Source organism: Oerskovia sp. PE-21s, assembly GCF_056158145.1.
Window position 1 is genome coordinate 568,596 of sequence record NZ_JBUXJM010000003.1, and the last position, 21,277, is coordinate 589,872.

Consider the following 21,277-nt stretch of genomic DNA (forward strand, 5'->3'; position numbering starts at 1 on the left):
TCGTCGCACGCAGGGTCGGACAGCAACCACCATTGTCCCACGACCCCGCGCGGCCGAGGCTCACGCGACCGTCCGGAGCGGGGCGCACGGCCACGTGCCCGCCGCTGGGCACGCTCCTGCCCGCTGCCTCCTGCCCGCTGCCTCGTCCCGGTAGATTGCGGGCGTGGCTCAGAACAAGTGGATCTCCCTGCTCACGGACGCGGCGCGCGCGATCCTCGGCGCGCTCGGCGGCTCGTCCCGCGCGGGCGGCACGTCCGGGAGCGGTCCGGGCACGTCCCGCAAGCCCTCCGGCCCGACGGCGTCGGGCACCCCGCGCGGAGTGGCGCCACGCCCGCGGAGGGGAGCGACGGCGTCGGGCACGCGCGCACCGAAGCCCGGACCCCGGGCGGGGGGCCGCGGGTCTGGCAGCCCTGCGGGCCCCGCGACCGCGCGCGGACCCCGGCCAACGGGCAGCTACCCCGGCGACTTCACGGGCCGCGTGCGGGCCGAGTACTCCCCCCAGCTCGACGGCGACCCGGACCCCGGCGAGATCGTCTGGACCTGGGTGCCCTACGAGGAGGACTTCTCCCAGGGCAAGGACCGGCCCGTGCTGCTCGTGGGGCGGGACGGCGACTGGCTGCTCGCGACCATGCTGTCGAGCAAGGACCACTCACGCGACGCCGCCGACGAGGCGCGCTGGGGGCGGCACTGGCTCGACATCGGCTCGGGCCCCTGGGACTCCCGCGGCCGCGACAGCGAGGTGCGCCTCGACCGGGTGATCCGCGTCGACCCCGGCGCGGTGCGCCGCGAGGGCGCCGTCATGGACCGGCGCACGTTCGAGACGATCGTCCGTGAGATGGGTCGGATCCAGGGCTGACCGGCGCGCACGGGCGACGTCCGTGGGCACCCGTACGGCGCGATGGCAGGCCGTGCCGAGCCGGAGGTGAGCATTCTGGCCGATCTCGCGGTCGGCTGGTAGTCTAGGTGGCTGCGTGTCCGCCCAGGTCGGCGGGCACAGTTCCAGCTCCTCTCCAAGGGTTCCCCACCCCCAGTCCCGGAGCTGGAATCGCCCTCTACGACCTATTCGATCGCTTCGGCGAACACACCAGAAAGTCCACACGTGGCAAACATCAAGTCTCAGATCAAGCGCATCAAGACGAACGAGAAGGCTCGTCTGCGCAACAAGGCCGTCAAGTCGGAGCTCAAGACGAACGTTCGCCGCGTTCGCGAGGCCGTCGCCGCCGGTGACAAGGAGGCCGCTGCCAGCGCCCTCGCCACCGCGTCGAAGAAGCTCGACAAGGCAGTCTCCAAGGGTGTCATCCACCAGAACCAGGCTGCGAACCGCAAGTCGGCTCTGTCGAAGGCCGTCAACGCTCTCTGAGCGTGACACTCCCTTCCACGCGTGACCTTGTGCGCCCCTGATCCACCTCGGGCTGCACGGTGAACGTCGAGAGGCGCTGCTCCCTTCCACGGGGCAGCGCCTCTCGTGCGTCCGGGGCCGGGTCGCTCCGTCAGGCGCGGCCCGTGCCCAGCTCGGCCCGCAGGAGCACGCCGCTCCCGCCCGTGAACCGGGTCGTGTGGAACGAGGCCGCACGCGCCACCTCGCGGAACCCCAGGTCCTCGTGCAGCGCGAGCGAGGCGACGTTGGTCGCGTTCACGACGCAGCAGACGAAGCCCGCCCGCTCGGCCACCCAGTCCGTGCGCACCCGGGTCAGTGCGCTCCCGACGCCGCGACGGCGTGAGGCCGGGTCGACCGTGACACCTCCCAGGTAGTGGCCGACCGGTGCCGGGCCGTCCGCGTACGACCACCAGTGGGTCTTCGCCCAGCCCACGACCTCGTCGCCCACGGTCGCGACGACCACGACCCGTTCCGGGTCGGCCAGGGCGAGCACGAGCTGCTCCCGGTCCGTCCCGCGACGGGCACGGCGCTCGATCCCGGCGACGGCGTCCAGGTCGTCCTGGGTCGCGGGCCGCACGTGCACTCCAGGACCCGTGTCCTGGCCCGGCACGGCGCGTCCCTGGGGACTCATCGTCCCGAGCCGTGCGCCCCGGCGATCGTCAGCACCGCGCGCTCGACCGCGAACACCGGGTCACGGCCGCCGCCCTTGACCTCGGCGTCCGCCTGCGCGACCGCGGTGATCGCAGCGGCCAGCCCCTCGGGCGTCCAGCTCGACAGGTCCTTCTTCGCACGGTCGATCTGCCAGGGGGCGAGCCCCAGGTCCTTGGCCGAGGCTCCCCCGCGACCGCGCATCGCGGCGACCTTGGCGAGGGTGCGCAGCTTGATCGCGAGCACCGCGACGAGCGGCACGGGGTCCACGCCTGTCGCGAGCGCGTGCCGCAGCAGCGACACGGCCTCGCCCGCCTTGCCCGCCACGGCCGCGTCGGCGACCCGGAACCCGGTGGCCTCGACCCTGCCCCCGTAGTACCGGTCGACCGTCGCAGCGCTGATGGTGCCCGTGGTGTCGGCGACGAGCTGCGCGCACGCGCTCGCGAGCTCGCGCAGGTCGTTGCCGAGAGCCTCGACGAGCGCCTTGACCGCACCGGCGTCTGCCCGACGCCCCGCGGCCTTGAACTCCGCCGCGACGAACGACAGCTTGTCGGCGTCCTTCTTGATGGCCTCGCACGCCACGACGGGGGCACCGCTCGCCCGGATCGCGTCGAGCATCTTCTTGCCCCGCACCCCACCGCCGTGCACGATCACGACGGTCGTGTCCGGGTCCGGGGACGCCACGTAGTCCACGACGTCCGGGATGAGCGCGTCGGCGGCCGCCTCCGCGCCCCGCACGACCACGAACTTGGGCTCACCGAAGAGCGAGGGGCTCGCGGCGACCGTCAGCATGCCGGACTCATAGGTCACCGCCTCGATCTCCGACTTCTCCGCCTCCGGGTCGCGGGCGCGGGCGAGCTCGAGCAGCGAGTCGACCGCGCGCTCCGCCAGGAGCCCCTCGGGTCCCTGCACCAGCACCACGGGAGCGAGCTCGACCGCGTTCCAGGGGAGCGTCGCGGACGGGCGGGCGGAGGTGCGGGAGGGAGCGGCAGCCATGGGCACAACGATCCCACGGGCCACCCACCCGAGGCACATCCCGGGCAGTCCCCGCGAGAGGCGTCCCGGCGAGACGTCCCGGTGCCCGGTGCCGAGCATGCGGTTGGCGTCGTGATCAGCCCGATTCCGGACGACAACCGCATGCTCGACCAGCGACAACCGCATGGTCGGCAGCTGAGCGGCTCGGCTCGGCTCGTCCCCGTCACCCGTCCGCGCAGCCCGCGACGGCGAGCGCCCCGTCGCGCACCACGAGCGCGAACGTCCCGCAACGGTCGGTGCGCAGGACCGCCGCTCCGGCGTTCTCGTAGAGGGCGAGCGCGGCGTCGGTCGGGTGGCCGTAGGTGTTCTCGCCGGAGCTCACGATCGCGACCGTCGGGCTCAGGGTCGTCGCGAGCCCGTGCGACTGGACGCGGGACCCGTGGTGCGCGACCTTGACGACGTCGACCTCGGCACCGCCTGCGCGGGACCGCAGCGTCCGGTCGAGGGCCTCCTGCCCGGCGTCCTCGAGGTCGCCGAGCGCGACGAGCGTGAGCTGGGGAGTCGTGACGAGCAGGGCGATGCTCGCGTCGTTGGCCCCTCCCGCGGCCTCGGCCAGGGCCGGGCGCCCGTGCTGCGGGGACGGTGCAGCGGTGCTGAGCCCAGCCTGCAGCACCTCCCACGACACGTCACCGAGCACACCACCGGTCCCGGGCTCGGCGACCTCGACGGGGACCCCTCGGTCGCCCAGGTCGTCGAGCACCCGTTCGGCCTGCTCGGCGGGGTCGCCGAGGCCGGTCACGAGCGCCCGGTCCACCTGCCTCCCGTCGAGCACCGCGTCGAGCCCGCCGACGTGGTCGGCGTGGAAGTGCGTGAGCACGAGCAGGTCGAGGCGCTCGATCCCGAGGTCGTCGAGGCAGTCCCCCGCGGCGGGCCCGGCGGGCCCGACGTCGACCATGAGGCCGCGCCCGGCACCCGTGCGGACGACCAGCCCGTCGCCCTGGTCGACGTCGCACGCCACGACCGCCCAGTCGGTCGGCACGTCACGACCCGCGGGGGCGATCCAGCGCGGCCACGCGAACGCCACGCACCCGGTGGCCAGGGTGGCGAGCACCGCCCACGCCACGAGGAGGCGCAGGCTCGCGCGGCGCCGTCGGGCGGCGAACGCCTCCCGCACGCTCGCCCGCACCGCGGTGCGCCACGCGAGCGGCCACCCGCTCCCGCGGCTCCACGGCACCCGTACCCCGGCAAGGCCCGCGACCCACCGCCAGCGCCACACCAGGACCAGCCCGACGACGGTCAGCACCGCGAGCGCCGCCGCGCCACCGACTCCGCCCGGCCACGGCAGCCGCGCCCCGGGGAGGTCCGCGAAGAACCGGGCCACCGCGGCGATCCACCACGACGCCAACCCTGCGGGCCACGCCAGCACGACCCCGGCCCAGGGGAACCACGGGGCCACGAGGGTCGCGAGCACCCCGAGCACGGTCGCCGGGACGAGCGCTGGTGCGGCGACCAGGTTGGCCGGCACCGCGTACGTCGCGACCGACGGGTCCAGCAGCACGAGGACAGGTGCGCACGCGAGCTGCGCCGTCAGCGGGACGGCGAGCGCGAACGCCGGCATCTTCCCGATCCACGGCGCGAGACGTCGTGCCACGGGCTGCGTGCCGAGGACCAGCGCGGCCGTCGCGACGCTCGACAGCACGAACCCGTACGACCGCGCGAGCCACGGGTCCAGCACGAGCAGCACCACGACGACGGCCGCGAGGGCCGGGAGCGCCCTGGACGGGCGACCCAGCCCGATCCCGACGAGCCCGACGACGCCCATCGCCGCGGCGCGCAGCACGCTCGGGTCGGGGTGGACCAGGAGCACGAACCCCGCCATGACCGCTCCCGTCACGACCACGCGCACCCCGCGCGGCGCCCTGGCCGTGGCGCACAGCGCCGTCACCGTCGCGACGACGATCGCGAAGTGCCCGCCGGAGACCGCCGTCACGTGCGTCAGCCCCGTGGTCTTGAGTGCTTCGTCGAGCTCGTCGTCGATGCGCGACGTGTCCCCGACGGCGACGCCCGGCAGCAGCGCCCGCGCATCCGTGGGCAGGCCGTCCGAGACCGCGAGCAGGTCGGCCCTCAAGGTGTTGACGACGCCCAGCGCGGGGACGGGTGCGCGGGTGACCTCGGGCGGTCCGGTCGCGACGAACGTCGCGGCGGCCTTGTCCCCGGGGTCGGCAGGCACGAGCGTGCCCGACGCGCGGACCTCGCTCCCGTACGCCAGGTCACCCCACGCGGGGCCCGCGAGGACGTCGACCTGCCCACCCGCGGGGGCCGCGGCGCCGCGACCTGCGAGCACGGTGAGGTCGAGCGTGGTGCGGACCGAGTCCGCCACCCCCGACCACGGGTTCGTGACCTCCTCCGGTTCGACCACGACCCGCCCCACGGCCTGGACGGTCGCGCCCTGGGCGGCGAGGTCGGCGGCACCTCCCCGGTCCCGGGCGACGAGGTGCATCGTCCCGGCGAGCAGCACGGCCAGCACGCACGCCAGGACCAGGGCGCACTGCCCGAGCCACGGCCGTCCCGGGGTGCGGCGTCCGGGGCTGTGGCATCCCGGGACGCCGCGACCAAGCGCGAGGGTGGCCTCGGATCCGCGCGGACGTCGGTCGACGAGCAGCAGCACGCCGGGCAGCACCACCAGCAACGTGCTCACGACGGTCCCCGCCAGGACGGCCCGGGGCTCGGCGGCCGTGAGCCACCACGCGCTCCCCCAGGCCGCGAGCGCCGCGGGCACGAGCCGGAGGTCCGTCGCAGTCGCCCGAGGGGGCCGCGCTGGGACCGACACGTCGCGCCGCGCCTCAGACACGCACCTGGTCGCGCAGCCTCGCGAGCAGCGCGTCTCCGATCCCGCTCACCTCCCCCAGCTCCTCGACCGTCGTGAACGGGCCGTTCGCCTCGCGCCACTCGACGATGCGCGCCGCGAGCACAGGGCCGATCCCGGACAGTCCGTCGAGCGCGCCCTCGTCGGCGGTGTTGAGGTCGAGCGGTCCCGTCGACTGGCCGTCGCCTCCCGGCGCGGGCCGGGGGGCAGCGGCAACGACCTCCCCCGGCCTCGGCACGACGATCTGCTCGCCGTCGACGACCTCGCGCGCCAGGTTGACCCCCGCAAGGTCGGCGTCCGGCGTGGCGTCCCCGGCCGCGGTGAGCGCGTCCGCCACGCGTGACCCCTCGGGTACCGTCACGAGCCCGGGCGCGGCCACGGCGCCGACCACGTGCACGACGACGTCGCTCACCGCGGGCGCCTCGACGCCGGTCCCGGTCCCGGCCCCGGCGCCGCTTCCGGGGGCGGTCCCCTCCTCGTCTCCCGGTGCGGTGGAATCGTCGCTGCCGCCTCCCGGCTCGCCGACACCCTCCACCGGGACTGCGGCCTCGTCACCGAGGGCCGCCACGGGTCGCAGGTCGTCGCCGTCGGCGAGCACCCGCGCTCCCACGCCCACCGCGAGCAGGAGCACCGCGACCGCGGCGACCACCGCCGTCCGCGCCCCGACGGACCAGCGGCGCGGACCGCCGTCGGGCACGTGCTCGAACCCCGAGTGCAACGTCGGGTGACCGTTGGCCGCCGTGTACGCCTCCGCGACCGCGGACAGGGGGTGGCGCCGGGGCTCCGGCTCGTCCGGCTGGCCTTCGTCGGCCTCTGAGGTCGATCCTGGACGTGAGGGCGAGTGCTGAAGGACGTCGTCGCTCGACACCGGGTCGAGGGTCGGGTCGACGCTGCGCAGCCGCCGCAGCCGGTCCGCTCCGCCGGGGCGGGGCAGGTCGTCGTCGGCGGTCGGTGGGCGCGTCCGGGAGAAGGTCACGCGGGCACGCTAGGCGCGTGGACACACCGCCCGCGGGCCAGCAGGACGGTGCTGTGGACGCCACGCACCGCAGGCAGACCTGTGCACGGCCAGCTCCCGAGGAACGACCTACGGCGCGCGGTCCGCCACGACGATCGCCAGCACACCCGGGCCTGCGTGCGCCCCGACGACCGCGCTCACGGGCGTGACCGCAGCCCGCACCCCGGTCTCGTCCCACAGCCGGTCCGCCACGTCCCTCGCCGCGCCGTCGTCGCCCAGGTAGTGCACCGCGAGCTCGGGCTCACCCCGACGCTCGACCGAGTCGACCGCCACCTGGATCAGCCGGTCGACCGCAGCACCCCGTGTCCGGACCTTCTGGATCACCTCGATGCGACCGTCACGCACCGCGAGCAGCGGCCGTACCCCGAGCACCGTCCCGAGCGTCGCGGCCGCCACGCCCAGGCGGCCACCGCGGCGCAGGTGGTCGAGCGAGTCGACCATGAAGATCGCGCGGCTCGAGTCCGCGACCGCGATCGCTCGCCGCGCCACCTCGTCCACCGTCCCGCCGGCCGCCGCGACGTCGGCCGCCGCGAGCGCCGCGAACCCGAGGCCCATCGCGACGGTCCGCGAGTCCACGACCCGTACCGGCACCGGGGAGCGCGTCGCCGCGAGCGCGGCCGCATGCACCGTGCCCGACAGGTCGCCCGACAGGTGGACCGAGACGATCGACCGCGCACCGGCCCGAGCCGCCGCCTCGTAGGCGGTGACCAGGGCGTGCGGCGTCGGCTGCGACGTCGTCACCCGCTCGCCCGCGCCGATCCGGTGCGCGACGTCGTCGGGCGACACGTCGACGCCCTCGAGGAACACCTCGTCCCCGGCCAGCACGTGCAAGGGCACCGCGGACAGCGCCGGGTGGTCACCGGAGGGGAGGGAGGCGGTCGAGTCCGTGACGACGTGGACGGCCGGGTGCTTGGCAGGACTCATCTCCGGGACACCTTACGTGGCACGCGCAGGACGTCGCATCCTGCGCCGCGCGCTCACCGGAGCACCGCCCTAGGATCCGAGACATGCCCGACGACGCAGCCCCCTCGCCCGCAGAGCTCGCCGCGCTCAAGGCCGCCGCCGCGCAGGCGGCCGCCGAGGCGGCCGAGGCCAAGGCCGCCGCCGCGCAGGCCGCGCTCGAGGCTGCCGAGGCCGCAGCAGCCGGGTCCACCGGCGCAGGCTCCCCCGCCGAGCCTGGCGAAGACGCGCCCGCCGACGCGTCGCCGTCAGGCACGCCCGACCCGGCCACCACCGCCCCGGCAGCCGCACCTGCGACGCAGGCTCCGCCGTCGGGCCCCCTGGACGGCTACCCCGCCGAGGTCGCCGCGGGCTACGCCTACCGGGGTGCGACGCTCGCGCTCGGCGCGCTGCTCGAAGCCCCCGAGGCCCCCGGCGATCCCCTGCCGCGCGCCGACGTCCAGGTCGGGTTCTCGCTCGCGATGCTCAACCGGCACGGGCTCGTCGCCGGGGCCACCGGGACGGGCAAGACCAAGACGCTGCAGGGCATGGCCGAGGGACTCTCAGACGCGGGCGTGCCGACGTTCGTCGCCGACATCAAGGGCGACCTGTCGGGGCTCGCGGTGCCCGGCGCGAGCGGCGAGAAGATCCTCGAGCGCACCGCGAGCATCGTGCAGGACTGGGAGCCGACCACCTACCCGGTCGAGTTCTACTCGCTCGGCGGGCTCGGCAAGGGCATCCCGATCCGGACGACCGTGAGCGACTTCGGGCCGCTGCTGCTGTCCAAGGTGCTGGGGCTCAACGACACGCAGGAGTCGAGCCTCGGCCTGATCTTCCACTGGGCCGACACGCAGGGCCTCGCGCTGCTCGACCTCAAGGACCTGCAGTCGACCATCGCGTACCTCATCTCGGACGACGGCAAGGTCGAGCTCAAGGGCATCGGCGGGCTGTCCGCGGCCACGGCCGGGGTCGTCCTGCGCGAGATCGTGACGCTCCAGGCGCAAGGAGCGGACGTGTTCTTCGGCGAGCCCGCGTTCGACACGACCGAGCTGCTGCGTGTCGCGGCCGACGGGCGCGGCACCATCTCGGCGCTCGAGCTGCCCGCCGTCCAGGACCGGCCCGCACTGTTCTCGTCCTTCCTCATGTGGCTGCTCGCCGACCTGTACCAGGACCTGCCCGAGGTCGGCGACCTCGACAAGCCCCGGCTCGTGTTCTTCTTCGACGAGGCGCACCTGCTGTTCACGGGCGCGACCAAGGAGTTCGTGGCGCAGGTCGTGCAGACCGTGCGCCTCATCCGGTCCAAGGGCGTGGGCGTGTTCTTCGTGACGCAGAGCCCCAAGGACGTGCCGGCCGACGTCCTGGCCCAGCTCGGCAACCGGGTCCAGCACGCGCTGCGCGCCTTCACGCCCGACGACGCCGCGGCCCTGCGCGCGGCCGTGCGGACGTTCCCGCGGTCCCCCTACGACCTGGAACAGCTCCTGCAGTCGCTCGGGACGGGCGAGGCCGTGGTCACGGTGCTGACCGAGAAGGGCGCCCCGACACCGGTCGCGTGGACGCGGGTCCGCGCGCCCCAGTCGTCGATGGAGCCCGCACCGGAGACCGTGATCGACGGGATCGTCGCGGGCTCCCGGCTCGCCGCGCGGTACGCCGTGGCGGTCGACAACGAGTCGGCCTACGAGCTCCTCACCGCGCGGATCGCCGCACAGCAGGCCGCGGCCGAGCAGGCGGAGCTCGCCGAGAAGCTCGCCAAGGAGCAGGAGGCCGCCCAGAAGGAGGCCGAGAAGGCAGCCAAGAAGCAGGCCGACGAGCTCGAGAAGATGCGCGCCAAGCTCGAACGGGACGCAGCCCGCGCGGGGGGCGGCTCAGCCGGCGGCTCGGGAGGCGGCTCAGCCGGCGGGTCCAGGTCCGGCGCGGCCCGCAGGTCGACCGCGTCCTCGGGCCTCGACAAGCTCCTGGGCTCGATGGCGACGCAGCTCGGCCGGGAGATCACGCGAACGGTGTTCGGAACCCGCCGTCGCTAGACGGCGGCCGACGCGCCGGCGCTGAGTGCGTGATTCGGCTGCGACTCGCCGGGCGTGTCGCAGCCGAATCACGCACTCAACGAGCCAGAGCCGCCTGTACACGGCGGATCAGCCGCTCAGGATGTCGGATCACGTCGTCCGCGGTGACCGTGATGATCAGCCAGCCAGCCTCTTCGAGGCGCTGCCGACGCTCGACGTCTCGTCGCCAGGTGGCCGGATCGGTCCGGTGGACGTCGCCGTCGTACTCGATCGCGATCCGGAGCGCCGGGTAGGACATGTCGGGCAGCGCCAGGAACGCCCCCGACGGGTCGACCGCCGGCACGTTGACGTGCGGACAGGGCAGTCCCGCTTCCACGAGGATCATCCGCGTCCGGGACTCCATCGAGGAATCGGTCCCAGCGACGACGTGCTCGATCGCCGCACGCGCACTGACTATCCCTCGCATCCGGTGCGTCGCGGCGAGCAGGTCGCGCAGCTTCTCGACGGTCGTCGCAGGGTTCTTCCGGCGAGTCATGGAGTCCCCCAGCACCACGAGATCGGTCACGCTGAGCCCGTCAGAGAGGTGGAGCCAGGTCTGCGCGGGTGTCGTGACCGGGAGGCCGTGCCACGTGAAGACCGCGAGCGCCGGCTGGTTGCACGCGTGGGCGACGATGTCCTTCCTCTGCGGCCGCACGTCCCGGCGCGGAACGACGACATGCAGGCGTTCTGGCGTCTCGTGACCTCCGGCGGATCCACGGTCCAACCGCCAGGCACCTCGATCCCGAGCAACCTGAGCGATGTGACGTGGCTGAACGCGGCGGACGGCGGCAAGATCTCCAGAGCGGCGCGGCACCGGGCGGCGACAGTGTCGACACTGCCGGTCGGCACGCGCACTCCGCGGATCGGCGCCTCCCACCAGGGCCGGCCCAGGTCGTGGCGTGTCAGCCCATGCCTCGCTGCGTCCCGCGAGCGGAGCACGACCGATGGCATCTGAGGGTTCGTCATGCGGCCACGATGCGCCGATCGGCGGCGCCATAGTGGTGAGCCGACGAATCTGTGGACAACATGCCGTCGAGTGCGTGATTCGGCTGCGACACGCCGGGCGAGTCGCAGCCGAATCACGCACTCGACAGAAATGTCAGGCAGGGACCACGTTCACCAGCTTCGGCGCGCGGACGATCACCGTGCGGATCCCCCGCCCGTCGAGCGTGCGCTGGACGTTCGCGTCGGCCAGGGCCAGTTCACGCAGCTCGTCGTCACCGATCGACGGCGGGACCTCGAGCCGGCTGCGCACCTTGCCCTGGACCTGCACGACGCACGTCACGGTGTCCTCGACCAGGTACTCGTCGAGCGCGACCGGGAAGGGCTCGTGCGCGAGCGACTGCGAGTGCCCGAGCCGCGACCACAGCTCCTCCGCGATGTGCGGCGCGATGGGCGCGACCATGAGGATCAGCGGCTCGATCACCTCGCGCGGCACGCGGTCCAGGCCCGTGAGGTGGTTGTTGAGCGCGATGAGCTTGGCGATCGCCGTGTTGGAGCGCATGTGCTCCATCTCGACGCGCACGTCCGCGATGGTCCGGTGGACCAGGCGCAGGGTCGCGACCTCGGCGGGCTCGTCGGAGACCGTGGTCTCCCCCGTGTCCTCGCTGACCACGTTGCGCCACAGCCGCTGCAGGAACCGCTGCGAGCCGACGACGGCGCGCGTGTCCCAGGGGCGTGACAGGTCGAGCGGTCCCATGGACATCTCGTACACGCGGAACGTGTCGGCGCCGTAGGCCTCGTACATGTCGTCGGGCGTCACGACGTTCTTGAGCGACTTGCCCATCTTCCCGTACTCGCGGTTGACGGGCTCGCCCTTCCAGGTGAAGCCCTGCTGCTCGTCCCCCTCGACTTCCTCCGCCGGCACGTACGCCCCTCGCGCGTCGGTGTAGGCGTAGGCCTGCACGTAGCCCTGGTTGAAGAGCTTGTGGAACGGCTCGGTGCTGGTCACGTGCCCGAGGTCCAGGAGGACCTTGTGCCAGAAGCGCGCGTACAGCAGGTGCAGCACGGCGTGCTCGACGCCGCCCACGTACAGGTCGACGCCACCCGCGGGACCGGCCGTGGCGTTGTGGCCGGGGCCGGTCCAGTACTTCTCGAGCTCGGGCGAGGCCATGTGCTCGGTGTCCGCGGGGTCGAGGTAGCGCAGGTAGTACCAGCAGGACCCGGCCCAGTTGGGCATGGTGTTGGTGTCGCGGCGGTAGGTCTTGGGACCGTCGCCCAGGTCGAGCGTGACGTTGACCCAGTCCTCGTTGCGGCCCAGCGGCGGCTCGGGCGAGGAGTCGGCGTCGTCGGGCTCGTAGGTGCGCGGCGAGTAGTCGGGGACCTCGGGCAGGTTGACGGGCAGCAGCGAGTCGGGCAGCGCGATGGGCTGGTCGTTCTCGTCGTAGACGATGGGGAACGGCTCGCCCCAGTAGCGCTGGCGGCTGAAGAGCCAGTCGCGCAGGCGGTAGGTGATGGTGCCGGTGCCGATGTTCCTGGCCTCGAGCCACTCGATCATGGCGCGCTTGGCGTCGGGCACGCTGAGGCCGTCGAGCGAGATCTCGTCGTTGGACGAGTTGACGATCTCGCCGTCGCCGGTCCAGGCGCCCTCGTGGTCCTCGGGGGCCGCGACCGTGCGGATCACGGGCAGCTCGAAGGCCTCGGCGAACGCGTGGTCGCGCTCGTCGCCGCCGGGGACGGCCATGATGGCGCCCGTGCCGTAGCCCATGAGGACGTAGTCGGCCGTGAACACGGGGATGAGCGTGCCGTTGACGGGGTTCACGGCCAGGTGGCCCGTGAACACGCCGGTCTTCTTGCCCGCGTCGGCCTGGCGCTCGACCGCGGTCTTGGCCGCGGCCTCCTTGCGGTAGGCGGCGACGGCGTCGATCGGGGTCGCGTGCCCGCCGGTCCACACGTCACGCGTGCCGTCGGGCCACTCGGCGGGGACCTCGTCGAGCAGGGGGTGCTCGGGCGAGACGACCATGAACGTCGCGCCGAACAGGGTGTCGGGGCGCGTCGTGAAGACCTCGACGTCCTGGTTTCCTGCCGCGCCCACGCCGTCGATCGCGAAGCGCACGGTGGCGCCCTCGCTGCGGCCGATCCAGTTGCGCTGCATCGACTTGACCTTCTCCGGCCAGTCGATGAGGTCCAGGTCGTCGGCCAGGCGGTCCGCGTACGCGGTGATGCGCATGTTCCACTGGCGCAGGCTGCGCTGGAAGACGGGGAAGTTGCCGCGCTCGGAGCGGCCGTCGGACGTGACCTCCTCGTTCGCGAGCACGGTGCCCAGTCCGGGTGCCCAGTTGACGGGCGACTCGGACACGTAGGCCAGGCGCTGCGGGTCGATCACGGCGCGCTGCGCGACGCGGTCGAGGTCCGCCCAGCGGGTGCCCTCGGGGTGGCCGGGGACGGCCCGCGTACCTGCGGCGTACTCGGCCTCGAGCTCGGTGATGGGGCGCGCACGGCCCGTGCCGCCGTCGGGACGCACGGCGTCCTCGTCGTACCAGGCCTCGAAGATCTGCAGGAAGATCCACTGGGTCCAGCGGACGTACTCCGGGTCGATCGTCGCGAAGGAGCGGCGCGAGTCGTGCCCCAGGCCCAGGCGGCGCAGCTGGCGCTTCATGTTGGCCATGTTGGCCTCGGTCGTGACGCGCGGGTGCTGGCCGGTCTGCACCGCGAACTGCTCGGCGGGCAGGCCGAACGCGTCGTAGCCGAGGGCGTGCAGGACGTTGTCGCCGCACATGCGCCGGAAGCGCCCGACGACGTCGGTCGCGATGTACCCGAGCGGGTGCCCGACGTGCAGGCCCGCGCCCGAGGGGTACGGGAACATGTCCATGATGAAGTAGGGCGAGCGCCCGTCGGCGTGCTTGCCGTCGCCGTCGGTGAGGTGTCCCGAGGGGTTGGCCGCCCAGAACGTGCCGCGCTGCTCCCACGCGTCCTGCCACCGGAGCTCGATGTCCTGCGCGAGCGCGGGCGTGTATCGGTGGGAGGTCGTCTCGGGCGAGGACGCGGGGGCGTCGTGCACGGACTCGGCGGGGTTCTCGGGGGCGGGGTTCTCAGGCGTGCTCACCCCGCGAGTTTACCGTTCGGCGGGGCGTCGTCCGGCAGGCGGGCGCGGGCTGGACGCCCACGTCCCCCCCTGCCCGACGGCGCCGCTCGCCCACGGCGTCGAGGCGCGCCCGCCCCCGTCCTCCCGGGCGGACGGGGGCCGTCGGAAGGCGTGCCGGTCAGACCGTCTGGAGGTACTCGACGATCGTGGGGCCCATCTCGAGGAAGACCCAGGCCACGAGGAGGACGTACAGCACCGCGAGGAGCGTCCCCTTGTTGTCGACGATCACGCGGCGGACCCCCTCGGAGACCTTGAGGTACCCCTCCTGGACGGCGTGCACGACCTGGAACCAGAAGATGGGCAGCATCGCGGCCCACACGACCATGCAGAACGGGCAGAGCACGACGAGCACGTAGAGGCTGGTCCACACCAGGAAGACGACGAGGCCCATGGCGAGAGTCGTGACGGCGAGCAGGGTGAGCCAGAACCAGCGGGGCAGCCGCGCGCCGGTGAGGACGACGACGCCGATCGTCATGACCACGGGGAAGGCCGCGACGCCGAGGAACGGGTTGGGGAACCCGAGGAGCGCCCCCTGCCAGGACGCCATCGCGGGGCCGCAGTCGAGGAACGGGTTGAGCGAGCAGGCCGCGACGTGGTTCGGGTCGATGAGCTTGAGGTAGCGCTCGATCGCGAGCCAGGCGGCGCCGACCAGCCCGACGGCGCCCGCGACCAGGAGGATCCAGCCGAAGGCGCGGGGGGTGAGGTTCTTCGCGTCGACGTCGGGGACCCGGGGGCCGCGCCCCTCGTCCGCGGCGAGGTCGGCGGAGTCGCCGGTGGTGCCCGGGGTGCGCCCGGTGCGGGAAGGACGGGTGGGGCTCTCGCTCACGAACCGCTCCTGAAGGGTCTGCGCGTGCACTTCCGGCACACAGGTGGGCCCAAGGTACCGGCGATGTCTGGGGCTTGGCTGAACGCTCCACGTACGCGCGGCGTCACGAGGCCGTAGCACGCGTGCCGCGCGTGTCGGGTGGAGCACGCGTAGCGTCGTGGGCACAGGACGTCGTACCGAGAGCGGAGGGGTTGTTCATGGCGCACAAGAAGGCGCACAAGAAGTCGTGGAGCGAGTTCAGCGGCGGCAAGAAGGTCGTGATGGTGGTGCTCTCGCTCGTGCAGATCACGCTCACCGTCGCCGGTTACCGCGACCTGGCCCGGCGGCCCGCCGACGAGGTCGAGGGCCCGAAGATCGCGTGGGGTGTGGCGATGCTGGCGAACTGGGTGGGTCCGATCGCCTACTTCGCGAAGGGGCGCAAGGGGCTGGGCCTCAACGCCTGAGGCGCCGCCCCCGGGTGAGCGCGGGAGGGGCGAGCAGGATCACGCCGTGCCGACCGGAGACGGCTCCGCCTGCTCGTCCTCCCGGACGTGCACGACGCGCTGGCGCCCGAACAGGGCGATGATCGCTAGCCCGGCGAGCGTGAGCGCGAGGCCTGTCCACGCGAGGTCGAGGTAGCTCCAGCCCGCCGCGATGACGAGGCCGCCGAGGAACGCCCCGTTGGCGTTGCCCACGTTGAGCGCCGAGTGGCACAGAGCTGCCCCCAGCGACGGGGCGCCGGGCGAGAGGTCCATGAGCCGGGTCTGGAGCGCGAGGCCGAGGATCTGCGACGTCACGCCCAGCAGGAACAGGGACGCGACGGCCGGGACCGGGCTCTGGCCCGTGAGCGCGAAGGCGACGAGGGCTGCGGCCGTCGAGCCGAAGCCGATCCACACGGTCCGCAGGACGTCCTTGTCGGCGAGCCGTCCGCCGACGATCGTCCCGAGCGTCATGCCGAGGCCGAAGATCGCGAGGACCACGGGCACGACCCCGAGCGAGAGGCCCGTGACCTCGGTCATGGTGGGCGCGACGTACGAGTAGACGGCGAACATGCCGCCGAAGCCGATCGCCCCGCCCACGAAGCTGATCCACAGCGGGCCGTTCTTCAGCGCGGCGACCTCCTGGCTCACGCTCGACCCGGTGTCGCCCGCGCCCGCGGGGACCCAGCGCCACAGGGCCGCGAGCGTGACGCCGCCCAGGACGCCGATGAGCACGAAGGCCGCGCGCCAGCCGAGCTGCTGGCCAGCGAACGTCGACAGGGGCACGCCCACGACGTTCGCGATCGTCAGCCCGGTCATCATCATGGCCACGGCATGGCCGCGGCGCCCGGGTCCGACGACGGCGGCGCCGACTGCGGCCCCCACCCCGAAGAACGCGCCGTGCGGCAGGCCTGCGAGGAAGCGTCCCGCGATGAGCCACTCGATGGTCGGGGCGGCGGCCGAGAGCACGTTGCCGAGGGTGTAGGCGAGCATGAGCGCGATCAGCAGCTTCTTGCGCGAGACGCGCGCGGCGAGCACGGTGAGCAGGGGCGCGCCGACCACGACGCCCACGGCGTAGGCCGTGATGGCGTGCCCGGTGACCGGGATGGTCGCACCGAGGTCTGCGGCGATGTCGGGCAGGAGGCCCATGGTCGCGAACTCGGTCGTGCCGATCGTGAAGCCGCCCGCGGCGAGCGCGAGCAGCGCGAGCCCGGTCGTCCGGGGACCACGGCGTGCGCCGCCCGCCCGACGACGTCGCACGCCGCCCGGGGCGGGCGTGTCGAGAGTGTCGGTCGGGCCGGGCGCGCTGGTGCTGTCGACGGTCAAGGCGGGACCCCTTCGAGGGTGTTCACGGGCAGGAAGCTGCGGATCGAATCGATTCGAGCCGTTCGCTGACGCCGTCGGCAGCATGATGCGGGAAGAACGCCAGTCTAGACGGGGGCGTGGCCCGCCGCGAGGGCCTGCGGCACGACCCACACGCGGGACGCCGCCGGGAGCCCCAGGTGCACGGGGCTCGCCTCGCTCCCCCACGTGATGGACATGGTGCCCGCGTACTCGCGCCGCTCCTGCACGCAGACCTCGGCATCGAGCCCCAGGCCCAGCTCCGCGAGGTAGCGCAGCACGTCCGGGTCCGAGTCCGAGATGCGCGCGACGACGGCGCACGCCCCCGGGTCGAGCTCCGAGAGCCGGACCGCCGCCGGGCGCGGGACGTGTCCCGCGGCGGTCGGGATCGGGTCGCCGTGCGGGTCACGCGTCGGATGGCCGAGCAGGGCGTCGATCCGGTCGAGCATCAGGTCCGACACCGCGTGCTCCAGGACCTCGGCCTCGTCGTGCACCTCGTCCCACGAGTACCCCAGCTCGGAGACCAGGTACGTCTCGAGGATGCGGTGCCGGCGCACCATCGCGACCGCGTGCGAACGACCCAGGTCCGTGAGCTCGATCGCGCCGTAGCGGGCGTGCACGAGCAGGCCCTGCGAGGACAGCCGGCGCACGGTCTCCGAGACGGTCGAGGCTCCTACGCCCAGGCGGTCCGCGAGCAGCTTCGTGGTCACGGGCTCGTCGGACCACTCCTGCGCCGACCACACCACCTTGAGGTAGTCCTGGGCGACGGAGGTCAGGTCGAGGGGATGGTCCACGGCGCTCACTCTATTTCACAGGCCCGGGCGGGGCCGGGGCGCGCCGCGGGCCGGACGCCGCGTCCCGGGCGCCGAGGCGCGGACTCCCGGGGGCGCACCCGCACCCGACCGCTCGCACGCGACCGACCCCGTCCCCGCCCCCCTCACCCGGTGACCAGCTCCGCGGTCTCACGCTCCGCCGTCGGGCCCGCGGTCTGCACCACGCGCGGGCGGCGCGCCAGGTGCACCACGTACGCGACGGCGAACACGACCCCCTGCGCGACCACGATCGTCGCGGCGCTCGCGGTGTCGAGGTAGTAGCTCGCGTAGATCCCGACGACCGCGCAGCCCACCGCGACGAGCGGCGCGACCACGAGCATGCGGGACATCCGGTCGACCAGGAGGTAGGCCGTGGCGCCCGGCGTGATGACCAGGGCCACGACGAGCACGACCCCGACCGCCTGGAGCGCGACCACCACGGTCAGCGCGAGCGAGCCCAGCAGCAGCGCGGACAGGCGCCTCGGGGAGATGCCGACCGCGTGCGCGTGCACGGGGTCGAACGCGAACAGCGTCAGGTCCCGCCGCTTGAGCACGAGCACCACGGTCGTCAGCGCCCCCAGGACCACGACCTGCCACAGGTCCGTGTCCGTGATGCCGAGCATGTTGCCGAACAGGATGTGGCCCAGGTCGATCTGGCTCGGGGTCACCGAGACGAGCACGATCCCGATCGCGAACAACGTCGTGAAGACCACGCCGATCGCCGCGTCCTCCTTGAGCCGGCTCGTGTCCCGGACCGTGCCGATCAGCGCGACCGCCCCGATCCCGAACACGAGCGCACCCACCGCGAACGGCACCCCGACGATGTAGGACAGCACGACGCCCGGCAGCACCGCGTGCGAGACCGCGTCCCCGAGCAGCGACCAGCCGATCATGATGAGCCAGCAGCTCAGCAGGGCGCACACGATGCTCGCGACCACCGCGACGAGCAGCGCGCGCTGCACGAACTCGTACTCGAGGGGCGCGGCGAGCCACGTCCCCGCGGCGGCGAGCAGGTCGAGCGGGTTCATCGGGCGGCTCCTTCGGTCGTCGCGGAGCCGTGCGGCGCCGGCAGGTGGGGCGGGGTGCCGACGGCACCGACGGCGCCGTCGTCGGCCGTGCCGGACTCGCCCCGGGTCGCGGCGAGCGGGTCGATCCCGAACGTGCGGGCAAGGTTCTCAGGGCGCAGCACCACGTCGGGCGGCCCGGTCATGATGACGCGCCGCTGGAGCAGGATCGCGTCGTCGACCAGGTCCGGCAGCGAGGACAGGTCGTGCGTCGAGACCAGGACGGCGCAGCCGGCCGCCGCCAGGCTCCGCAGCACCGCCGTGATCTGCGCCTCCGAGACCTTGTCGACGCCCGCGAACGGCTCGTCGAGCAGCAGCAGCCGCGCGCCCTGGGCGATCGCCCGGGCGACGAAGACCCGCTTGCGCTGCCCCCCGGACAGCCGGCCGATCTGGCGGTGCGCGAGGTCCGCGAGCCCCACGCGCTCCAGCGCGTCGACCACGGCCCGACGGTCCTCGCCCCGTGCGCGGCGCGTCGGCCCGAGCCCTCCGTAGCGGCCCATGGTCACGACGTCGCGCACGTCGACCGGGAACGCCCAGTCGACGTCCTCGGACTGCGGCACGTAGCCGACGAGGCCGTCCTTGCGCGCCGCGTCCGCGTCCCGGCCGTAGATCCGCACGTCCCCGGCCTGGGTCACGCCGTTCCCGCGCGTCATGCCCATGACGGACCGGAACAGCGTCGACTTGCCCGAGCCGTTCGCCCCGATCAGCCCGGTCACGGTGCCGGGCGCGAGCGAGAGCCCCACGTCCTCGAGCGCGAGGACCTCGCGGTAGCGGACGGTGAGCCCGCGGACGTCGAGGGCTGGCGTGGGGTCCATGTGCGGCTCCAGGTCGTCGGGTCGGGCATCTGGTCGGGCATCTGGTCGGGTGGTGGCCGGGTCACGGGTCTCCCCCACGGTCGCCCGGCGAGCGCTCGTCACGACTCGCCCCGCAGCCCCGCGCTGATGACGTGCGCGTCGTGGGTGAGCAGGTCGAGGTAGGTGGGGACGGCGCCGTCGGGCCGGGACAGCGAGTCGACGTAGAGCGTGCCCGCGTACGTCGCGCCCGTCTCGGCCGCGACCTGCCGCTGGGCCGCGGCCGAGACCGTCGTCTCGCAGAACACGGCGCGCACGTCGTTGTCCCGCACGTAGTCGATGACGCGCGCGACCTGCTGCGGCGTGCCCTGCTGGTCGGCGTTGACTGGCCACAGGAACTTCTCGTCGAGCCCGACGTCGCGCGCCAGGTAGGAGAACGCCCCCTCGCACGTGACGAGCGCGCGGGAGCCGGCCGGGACCTGGTCGACCTCGGCCGCGAGCTCGCGGCCGACGTCCTCGATGCGCTCGGCGTACTCGGCGGCGTTCGCACGGTAGTCGGCCGCGTTCGCGGGGTCCGCCGCCGCGAACGCCTCGCCGATGTTGCGCGCGTAGATCGCGCCGTTGACGGGCGACATCCAGGCGTGCGGGTTGGGGCGCCCGTCGTACGCCCCCGATCCGATCTCGATCACGTCGACCCCGTCGGAGACCGTGACGTGCGGGGCGTCGAGGCGCGCGACGAAGGGCTCGAACCACTTCTCGAGCCCGAGCCCGTTGTCCAGGACCAGGTCCGCGCTCGCGGCGCGGCGCAGGTCCGCGGGCGTGGGCTCGTAGCCGTGGATCTCGGCGCCCACCTTGGTCAGGGACGCGACCTCGACGTGGTCGCCGCCGACCTCGCGGGCCATGTCGGCCAGCACGGTGAAGGTGGTCAGGGCCCGCAGCGGCCCGACGCCGTCGCTCGCCTCCGCGACGGCGGCGTCACCCGGCAGGGGGTCCCCCGAGGAGGGCTCACCCGTGCAGCCCGCGACGAGGAGCAGTGCGGCGAGGCCTCCGAGGACGGGTTTAACCCCTGTGCGAAGTCGAAAGTTCGGCATACCGAACTTTAACCACGTGCACCCTGTCCCGTCGAGCACGACCGGGGGCACACACGAGATCTCGGCGTCGGACGCTCCCCGCAGCCGTCGAACGGCCCCGGACCTCCTGGACCGCGCAGGCTCAGGGCGCGGGCGTCTGCGCGGGCGCGCCGCGTTCGAGCCGGAGCAGCATCTCGACCGTCCCCGACGGGTCGAGGGTCACGAACGGCAGCTCGGGCACGTGCACGCCGAAGTCGGCGAACGTCACCGGGATGGCCCCGGTGACCTGCACCCCGTCGCCCGAGCGCCGCGCCTCGAGCGTCACGTTCACGGGTTCGGTCACGTCCCGGATCGTCAGGGTGCCCCGCGCCTTGACCGTCAGGGGCTCGGCCCGGTCCTCGATCCCCGTGAGGTCGACCGGTTCGGTGAGGATGAACACCGCGTTGGGGAACACGTCGGTCTCGAGGAGGCGCCGGAACGCGTCGTCGCGCACCACGCTGTCGCTCGCGATCGACGCCGTGTCCACCGTGACATCGGCCCGGACGAGCTCGCCGTCGGTGACCACGATCGAACCACCGACCGCCTCGGTACGGCCCACGACCGTCCCCTTCTCGCCGCTGAGGACCTCGTCGACCCGGTATCCCGCCTGCGAGCCCGGGCTCACGACCCACGTGCCGTCCGGGTCGAACGGTCCGGGGTCGGGCGACTCGGAGGGCAGGGCGCTCTCTCCGGGGGTCTGGAGACCGAGCGGAGGGGGCGGGTTGCCCGCCGAGATGCGGGTCACGACGTACGGCCCGGCGAGCACGATCACCAACGCCGCGACGACCGCGACGAGGATCCACCGGGCACCTCTGCTCATGCCCCGTATTCTGCCGCGCCGCGGCCCGCCCTCCGGACCACCGGGGTCCGATTCACCGGGTCCGGCACGTTCGCTCACGGGTCCCTCACCGCTTCGCTCTCCGCGCGGGCCC

18 protein-coding genes are annotated in these 21,277 nt (G+C 73.5%); 4 read left to right on the forward strand and 14 right to left on the reverse strand.

The annotated features are described in order from the left end of the window. Positions 1–163 precede the first annotated feature (163 nt). Together ACZDYF_RS08490 and rpsT are read left to right on the forward strand one after the other, a co-directional pair. On the forward strand, positions 164–856 hold the full coding sequence (locus ACZDYF_RS08490) for a type II toxin-antitoxin system PemK/MazF family toxin (RefSeq protein ID WP_475055411.1): 693 nt from the start codon (positions 164–166) through the stop codon (positions 854–856). A 243-nt stretch (positions 857–1,099) separates the two neighbouring features. Further along, on the forward strand, positions 1,100–1,360 hold the full coding sequence (gene rpsT, locus ACZDYF_RS08495) for a 30S ribosomal protein S20 (protein ID WP_191788967.1): 261 nt from the start codon (positions 1,100–1,102) through the stop codon (positions 1,358–1,360). A gap of 130 nt (positions 1,361–1,490) precedes the next feature. Here the strand turns inward: rpsT and ACZDYF_RS08500 are convergent, their stop codons facing one another. The 5 genes from ACZDYF_RS08500 to ACZDYF_RS08520 form a co-directional block, all read right to left on the reverse strand. Then, entirely contained in the window at positions 1,491–2,009 is a 519-nt protein-coding gene (locus ACZDYF_RS08500) for an N-acetyltransferase family protein (protein WP_475055413.1), read from the reverse strand. Beyond that, positions 2,006–3,022, reverse strand: coding sequence for a DNA polymerase III subunit delta (gene holA / locus ACZDYF_RS08505; protein ID WP_475055415.1), 1,017 nt, complete (start codon positions 3,020–3,022; stop codon positions 2,006–2,008). The genes ACZDYF_RS08500 and holA overlap by 4 nt, the downstream gene beginning before the upstream one ends. Positions 3,023–3,224: 202 nt before the next feature. After that, positions 3,225–5,780: a ComEC/Rec2 family competence protein gene (locus ACZDYF_RS08510; protein ID WP_475055417.1), complete on the reverse strand. Its 2,556-nt coding sequence runs from the start codon at positions 5,778–5,780 to the stop codon at positions 3,225–3,227. Positions 5,781–5,844: 64 nt separating this feature from the next. Further along, on the reverse strand, positions 5,845–6,843 hold the full coding sequence (locus tag ACZDYF_RS08515) for a helix-hairpin-helix domain-containing protein (protein ID WP_475055419.1): 999 nt from the start codon (positions 6,841–6,843) through the stop codon (positions 5,845–5,847). Between the two features lie 108 nt (positions 6,844–6,951). Further along, positions 6,952–7,806, reverse strand: coding sequence for a DegV family protein (locus ACZDYF_RS08520; RefSeq protein WP_475055421.1), 855 nt, complete (start codon positions 7,804–7,806; stop codon positions 6,952–6,954). A gap of 83 nt (positions 7,807–7,889) precedes the next feature. Between ACZDYF_RS08520 and ACZDYF_RS08525 the strand changes: the two genes are divergently transcribed. Continuing rightward, positions 7,890–9,842, forward strand: a complete 1,953-nt coding sequence (locus ACZDYF_RS08525) for a helicase HerA-like domain-containing protein (RefSeq protein WP_475055423.1) — start codon at positions 7,890–7,892, stop codon at positions 9,840–9,842. 76 nt (positions 9,843–9,918) lie between these two features. Here the strand turns inward: ACZDYF_RS08525 and ACZDYF_RS08530 are convergent, their stop codons facing one another. From ACZDYF_RS08530 to ACZDYF_RS08540, 3 genes are all read right to left on the reverse strand, one after another. Further along, the gene (locus tag ACZDYF_RS08530; protein ID WP_475055425.1) at positions 9,919–10,515 is read right to left on the reverse strand and encodes an endonuclease domain-containing protein; all 597 of its coding nucleotides are present in this window, start codon (positions 10,513–10,515) and stop codon (positions 9,919–9,921) included. Between the two features lie 444 nt (positions 10,516–10,959). Continuing rightward, entirely contained in the window at positions 10,960–13,905 is a 2,946-nt protein-coding gene (gene leuS, locus ACZDYF_RS08535) for a leucine--tRNA ligase (RefSeq protein WP_475055428.1), read from the reverse strand. Positions 13,906–14,062: 157 nt separating this feature from the next. Then, positions 14,063–14,770, reverse strand: coding sequence for a vitamin K epoxide reductase family protein (locus ACZDYF_RS08540; RefSeq protein ID WP_475055430.1), 708 nt, complete (start codon positions 14,768–14,770; stop codon positions 14,063–14,065). A 197-nt stretch (positions 14,771–14,967) separates the two neighbouring features. Between ACZDYF_RS08540 and ACZDYF_RS08545 the strand changes: the two genes are divergently transcribed. Further along, on the forward strand, positions 14,968–15,213 hold the full coding sequence (locus ACZDYF_RS08545; protein WP_191788959.1) for a PLDc N-terminal domain-containing protein: 246 nt from the start codon (positions 14,968–14,970) through the stop codon (positions 15,211–15,213). Positions 15,214–15,252: 39 nt separating this feature from the next. Here the strand turns inward: ACZDYF_RS08545 and ACZDYF_RS08550 are convergent, their stop codons facing one another. The 6 genes from ACZDYF_RS08550 to ACZDYF_RS08575 all read right to left on the reverse strand — a co-directional run bounded on the left by ACZDYF_RS08550 (position 15,253) and on the right by ACZDYF_RS08575 (position 21,165). Further along, positions 15,253–16,488: an MFS transporter gene (locus tag ACZDYF_RS08550; RefSeq protein WP_318243605.1), complete on the reverse strand. Its 1,236-nt coding sequence runs from the start codon at positions 16,486–16,488 to the stop codon at positions 15,253–15,255. Positions 16,489–16,658: 170 nt separating this feature from the next. Beyond that, positions 16,659–17,363, reverse strand: coding sequence for a metal-dependent transcriptional regulator (locus tag ACZDYF_RS08555; RefSeq protein ID WP_364072617.1), 705 nt, complete (start codon positions 17,361–17,363; stop codon positions 16,659–16,661). Positions 17,364–17,506: 143 nt separating this feature from the next. Continuing rightward, entirely contained in the window at positions 17,507–18,409 is a 903-nt protein-coding gene (locus tag ACZDYF_RS08560; RefSeq protein ID WP_475055433.1) for a metal ABC transporter permease, read from the reverse strand. Continuing rightward, positions 18,406–19,260, reverse strand: coding sequence for a metal ABC transporter ATP-binding protein (locus tag ACZDYF_RS08565; protein WP_475055435.1), 855 nt, complete (start codon positions 19,258–19,260; stop codon positions 18,406–18,408). Before ACZDYF_RS08565 ends, ACZDYF_RS08560 begins: the two co-directional genes overlap by 4 nt. A 98-nt stretch (positions 19,261–19,358) precedes the next feature. Next, the gene (locus ACZDYF_RS08570) at positions 19,359–20,327 is read right to left on the reverse strand and encodes a metal ABC transporter substrate-binding protein (RefSeq protein ID WP_475055437.1); all 969 of its coding nucleotides are present in this window, start codon (positions 20,325–20,327) and stop codon (positions 19,359–19,361) included. A 121-nt stretch (positions 20,328–20,448) separates the two neighbouring features. Continuing rightward, positions 20,449–21,165, reverse strand: coding sequence for a YceI family protein (locus ACZDYF_RS08575; RefSeq protein WP_475055440.1), 717 nt, complete (start codon positions 21,163–21,165; stop codon positions 20,449–20,451). Between the last annotated feature and the right edge of the window lie 112 nt (positions 21,166–21,277).

What these genes read in the sequence shown, in the direction of transcription:
- ACZDYF_RS08500 (WP_475055413.1), bottom strand. Translation starts at nt 2,009, where the DNA reads ATGAGTCCCCAGGGACGCGCCGTGCCGGGCCAGGACACGGGTCCTGGA.
- holA (WP_475055415.1), bottom strand. Translation starts at nt 3,022, where the DNA reads ATGGCTGCCGCTCCCTCCCGCACCTCCGCCCGCCCGTCCGCGACGCTC.
- ACZDYF_RS08520 (WP_475055421.1), bottom strand. Translation starts at nt 7,806, where the DNA reads ATGAGTCCTGCCAAGCACCCGGCCGTCCACGTCGTCACGGACTCGACC.
- ACZDYF_RS08525 (WP_475055423.1), top strand. Translation starts at nt 7,890, where the DNA reads ATGCCCGACGACGCAGCCCCCTCGCCCGCAGAGCTCGCCGCGCTCAAG.
- ACZDYF_RS08545 (WP_191788959.1), top strand. Translation starts at nt 14,968, where the DNA reads ATGGCGCACAAGAAGGCGCACAAGAAGTCGTGGAGCGAGTTCAGCGGC.
- ACZDYF_RS08560 (WP_475055433.1), bottom strand. Translation starts at nt 18,409, where the DNA reads ATGAACCCGCTCGACCTGCTCGCCGCCGCGGGGACGTGGCTCGCCGCG.
- ACZDYF_RS08565 (WP_475055435.1), bottom strand. Translation starts at nt 19,260, where the DNA reads ATGGACCCCACGCCAGCCCTCGACGTCCGCGGGCTCACCGTCCGCTAC.
- ACZDYF_RS08570 (WP_475055437.1), bottom strand. Translation starts at nt 20,327, where the DNA reads ATGCCGAACTTTCGACTTCGCACAGGGGTTAAACCCGTCCTCGGAGGC.
- ACZDYF_RS08575 (WP_475055440.1), bottom strand. Translation starts at nt 21,165, where the DNA reads ATGAGCAGAGGTGCCCGGTGGATCCTCGTCGCGGTCGTCGCGGCGTTG.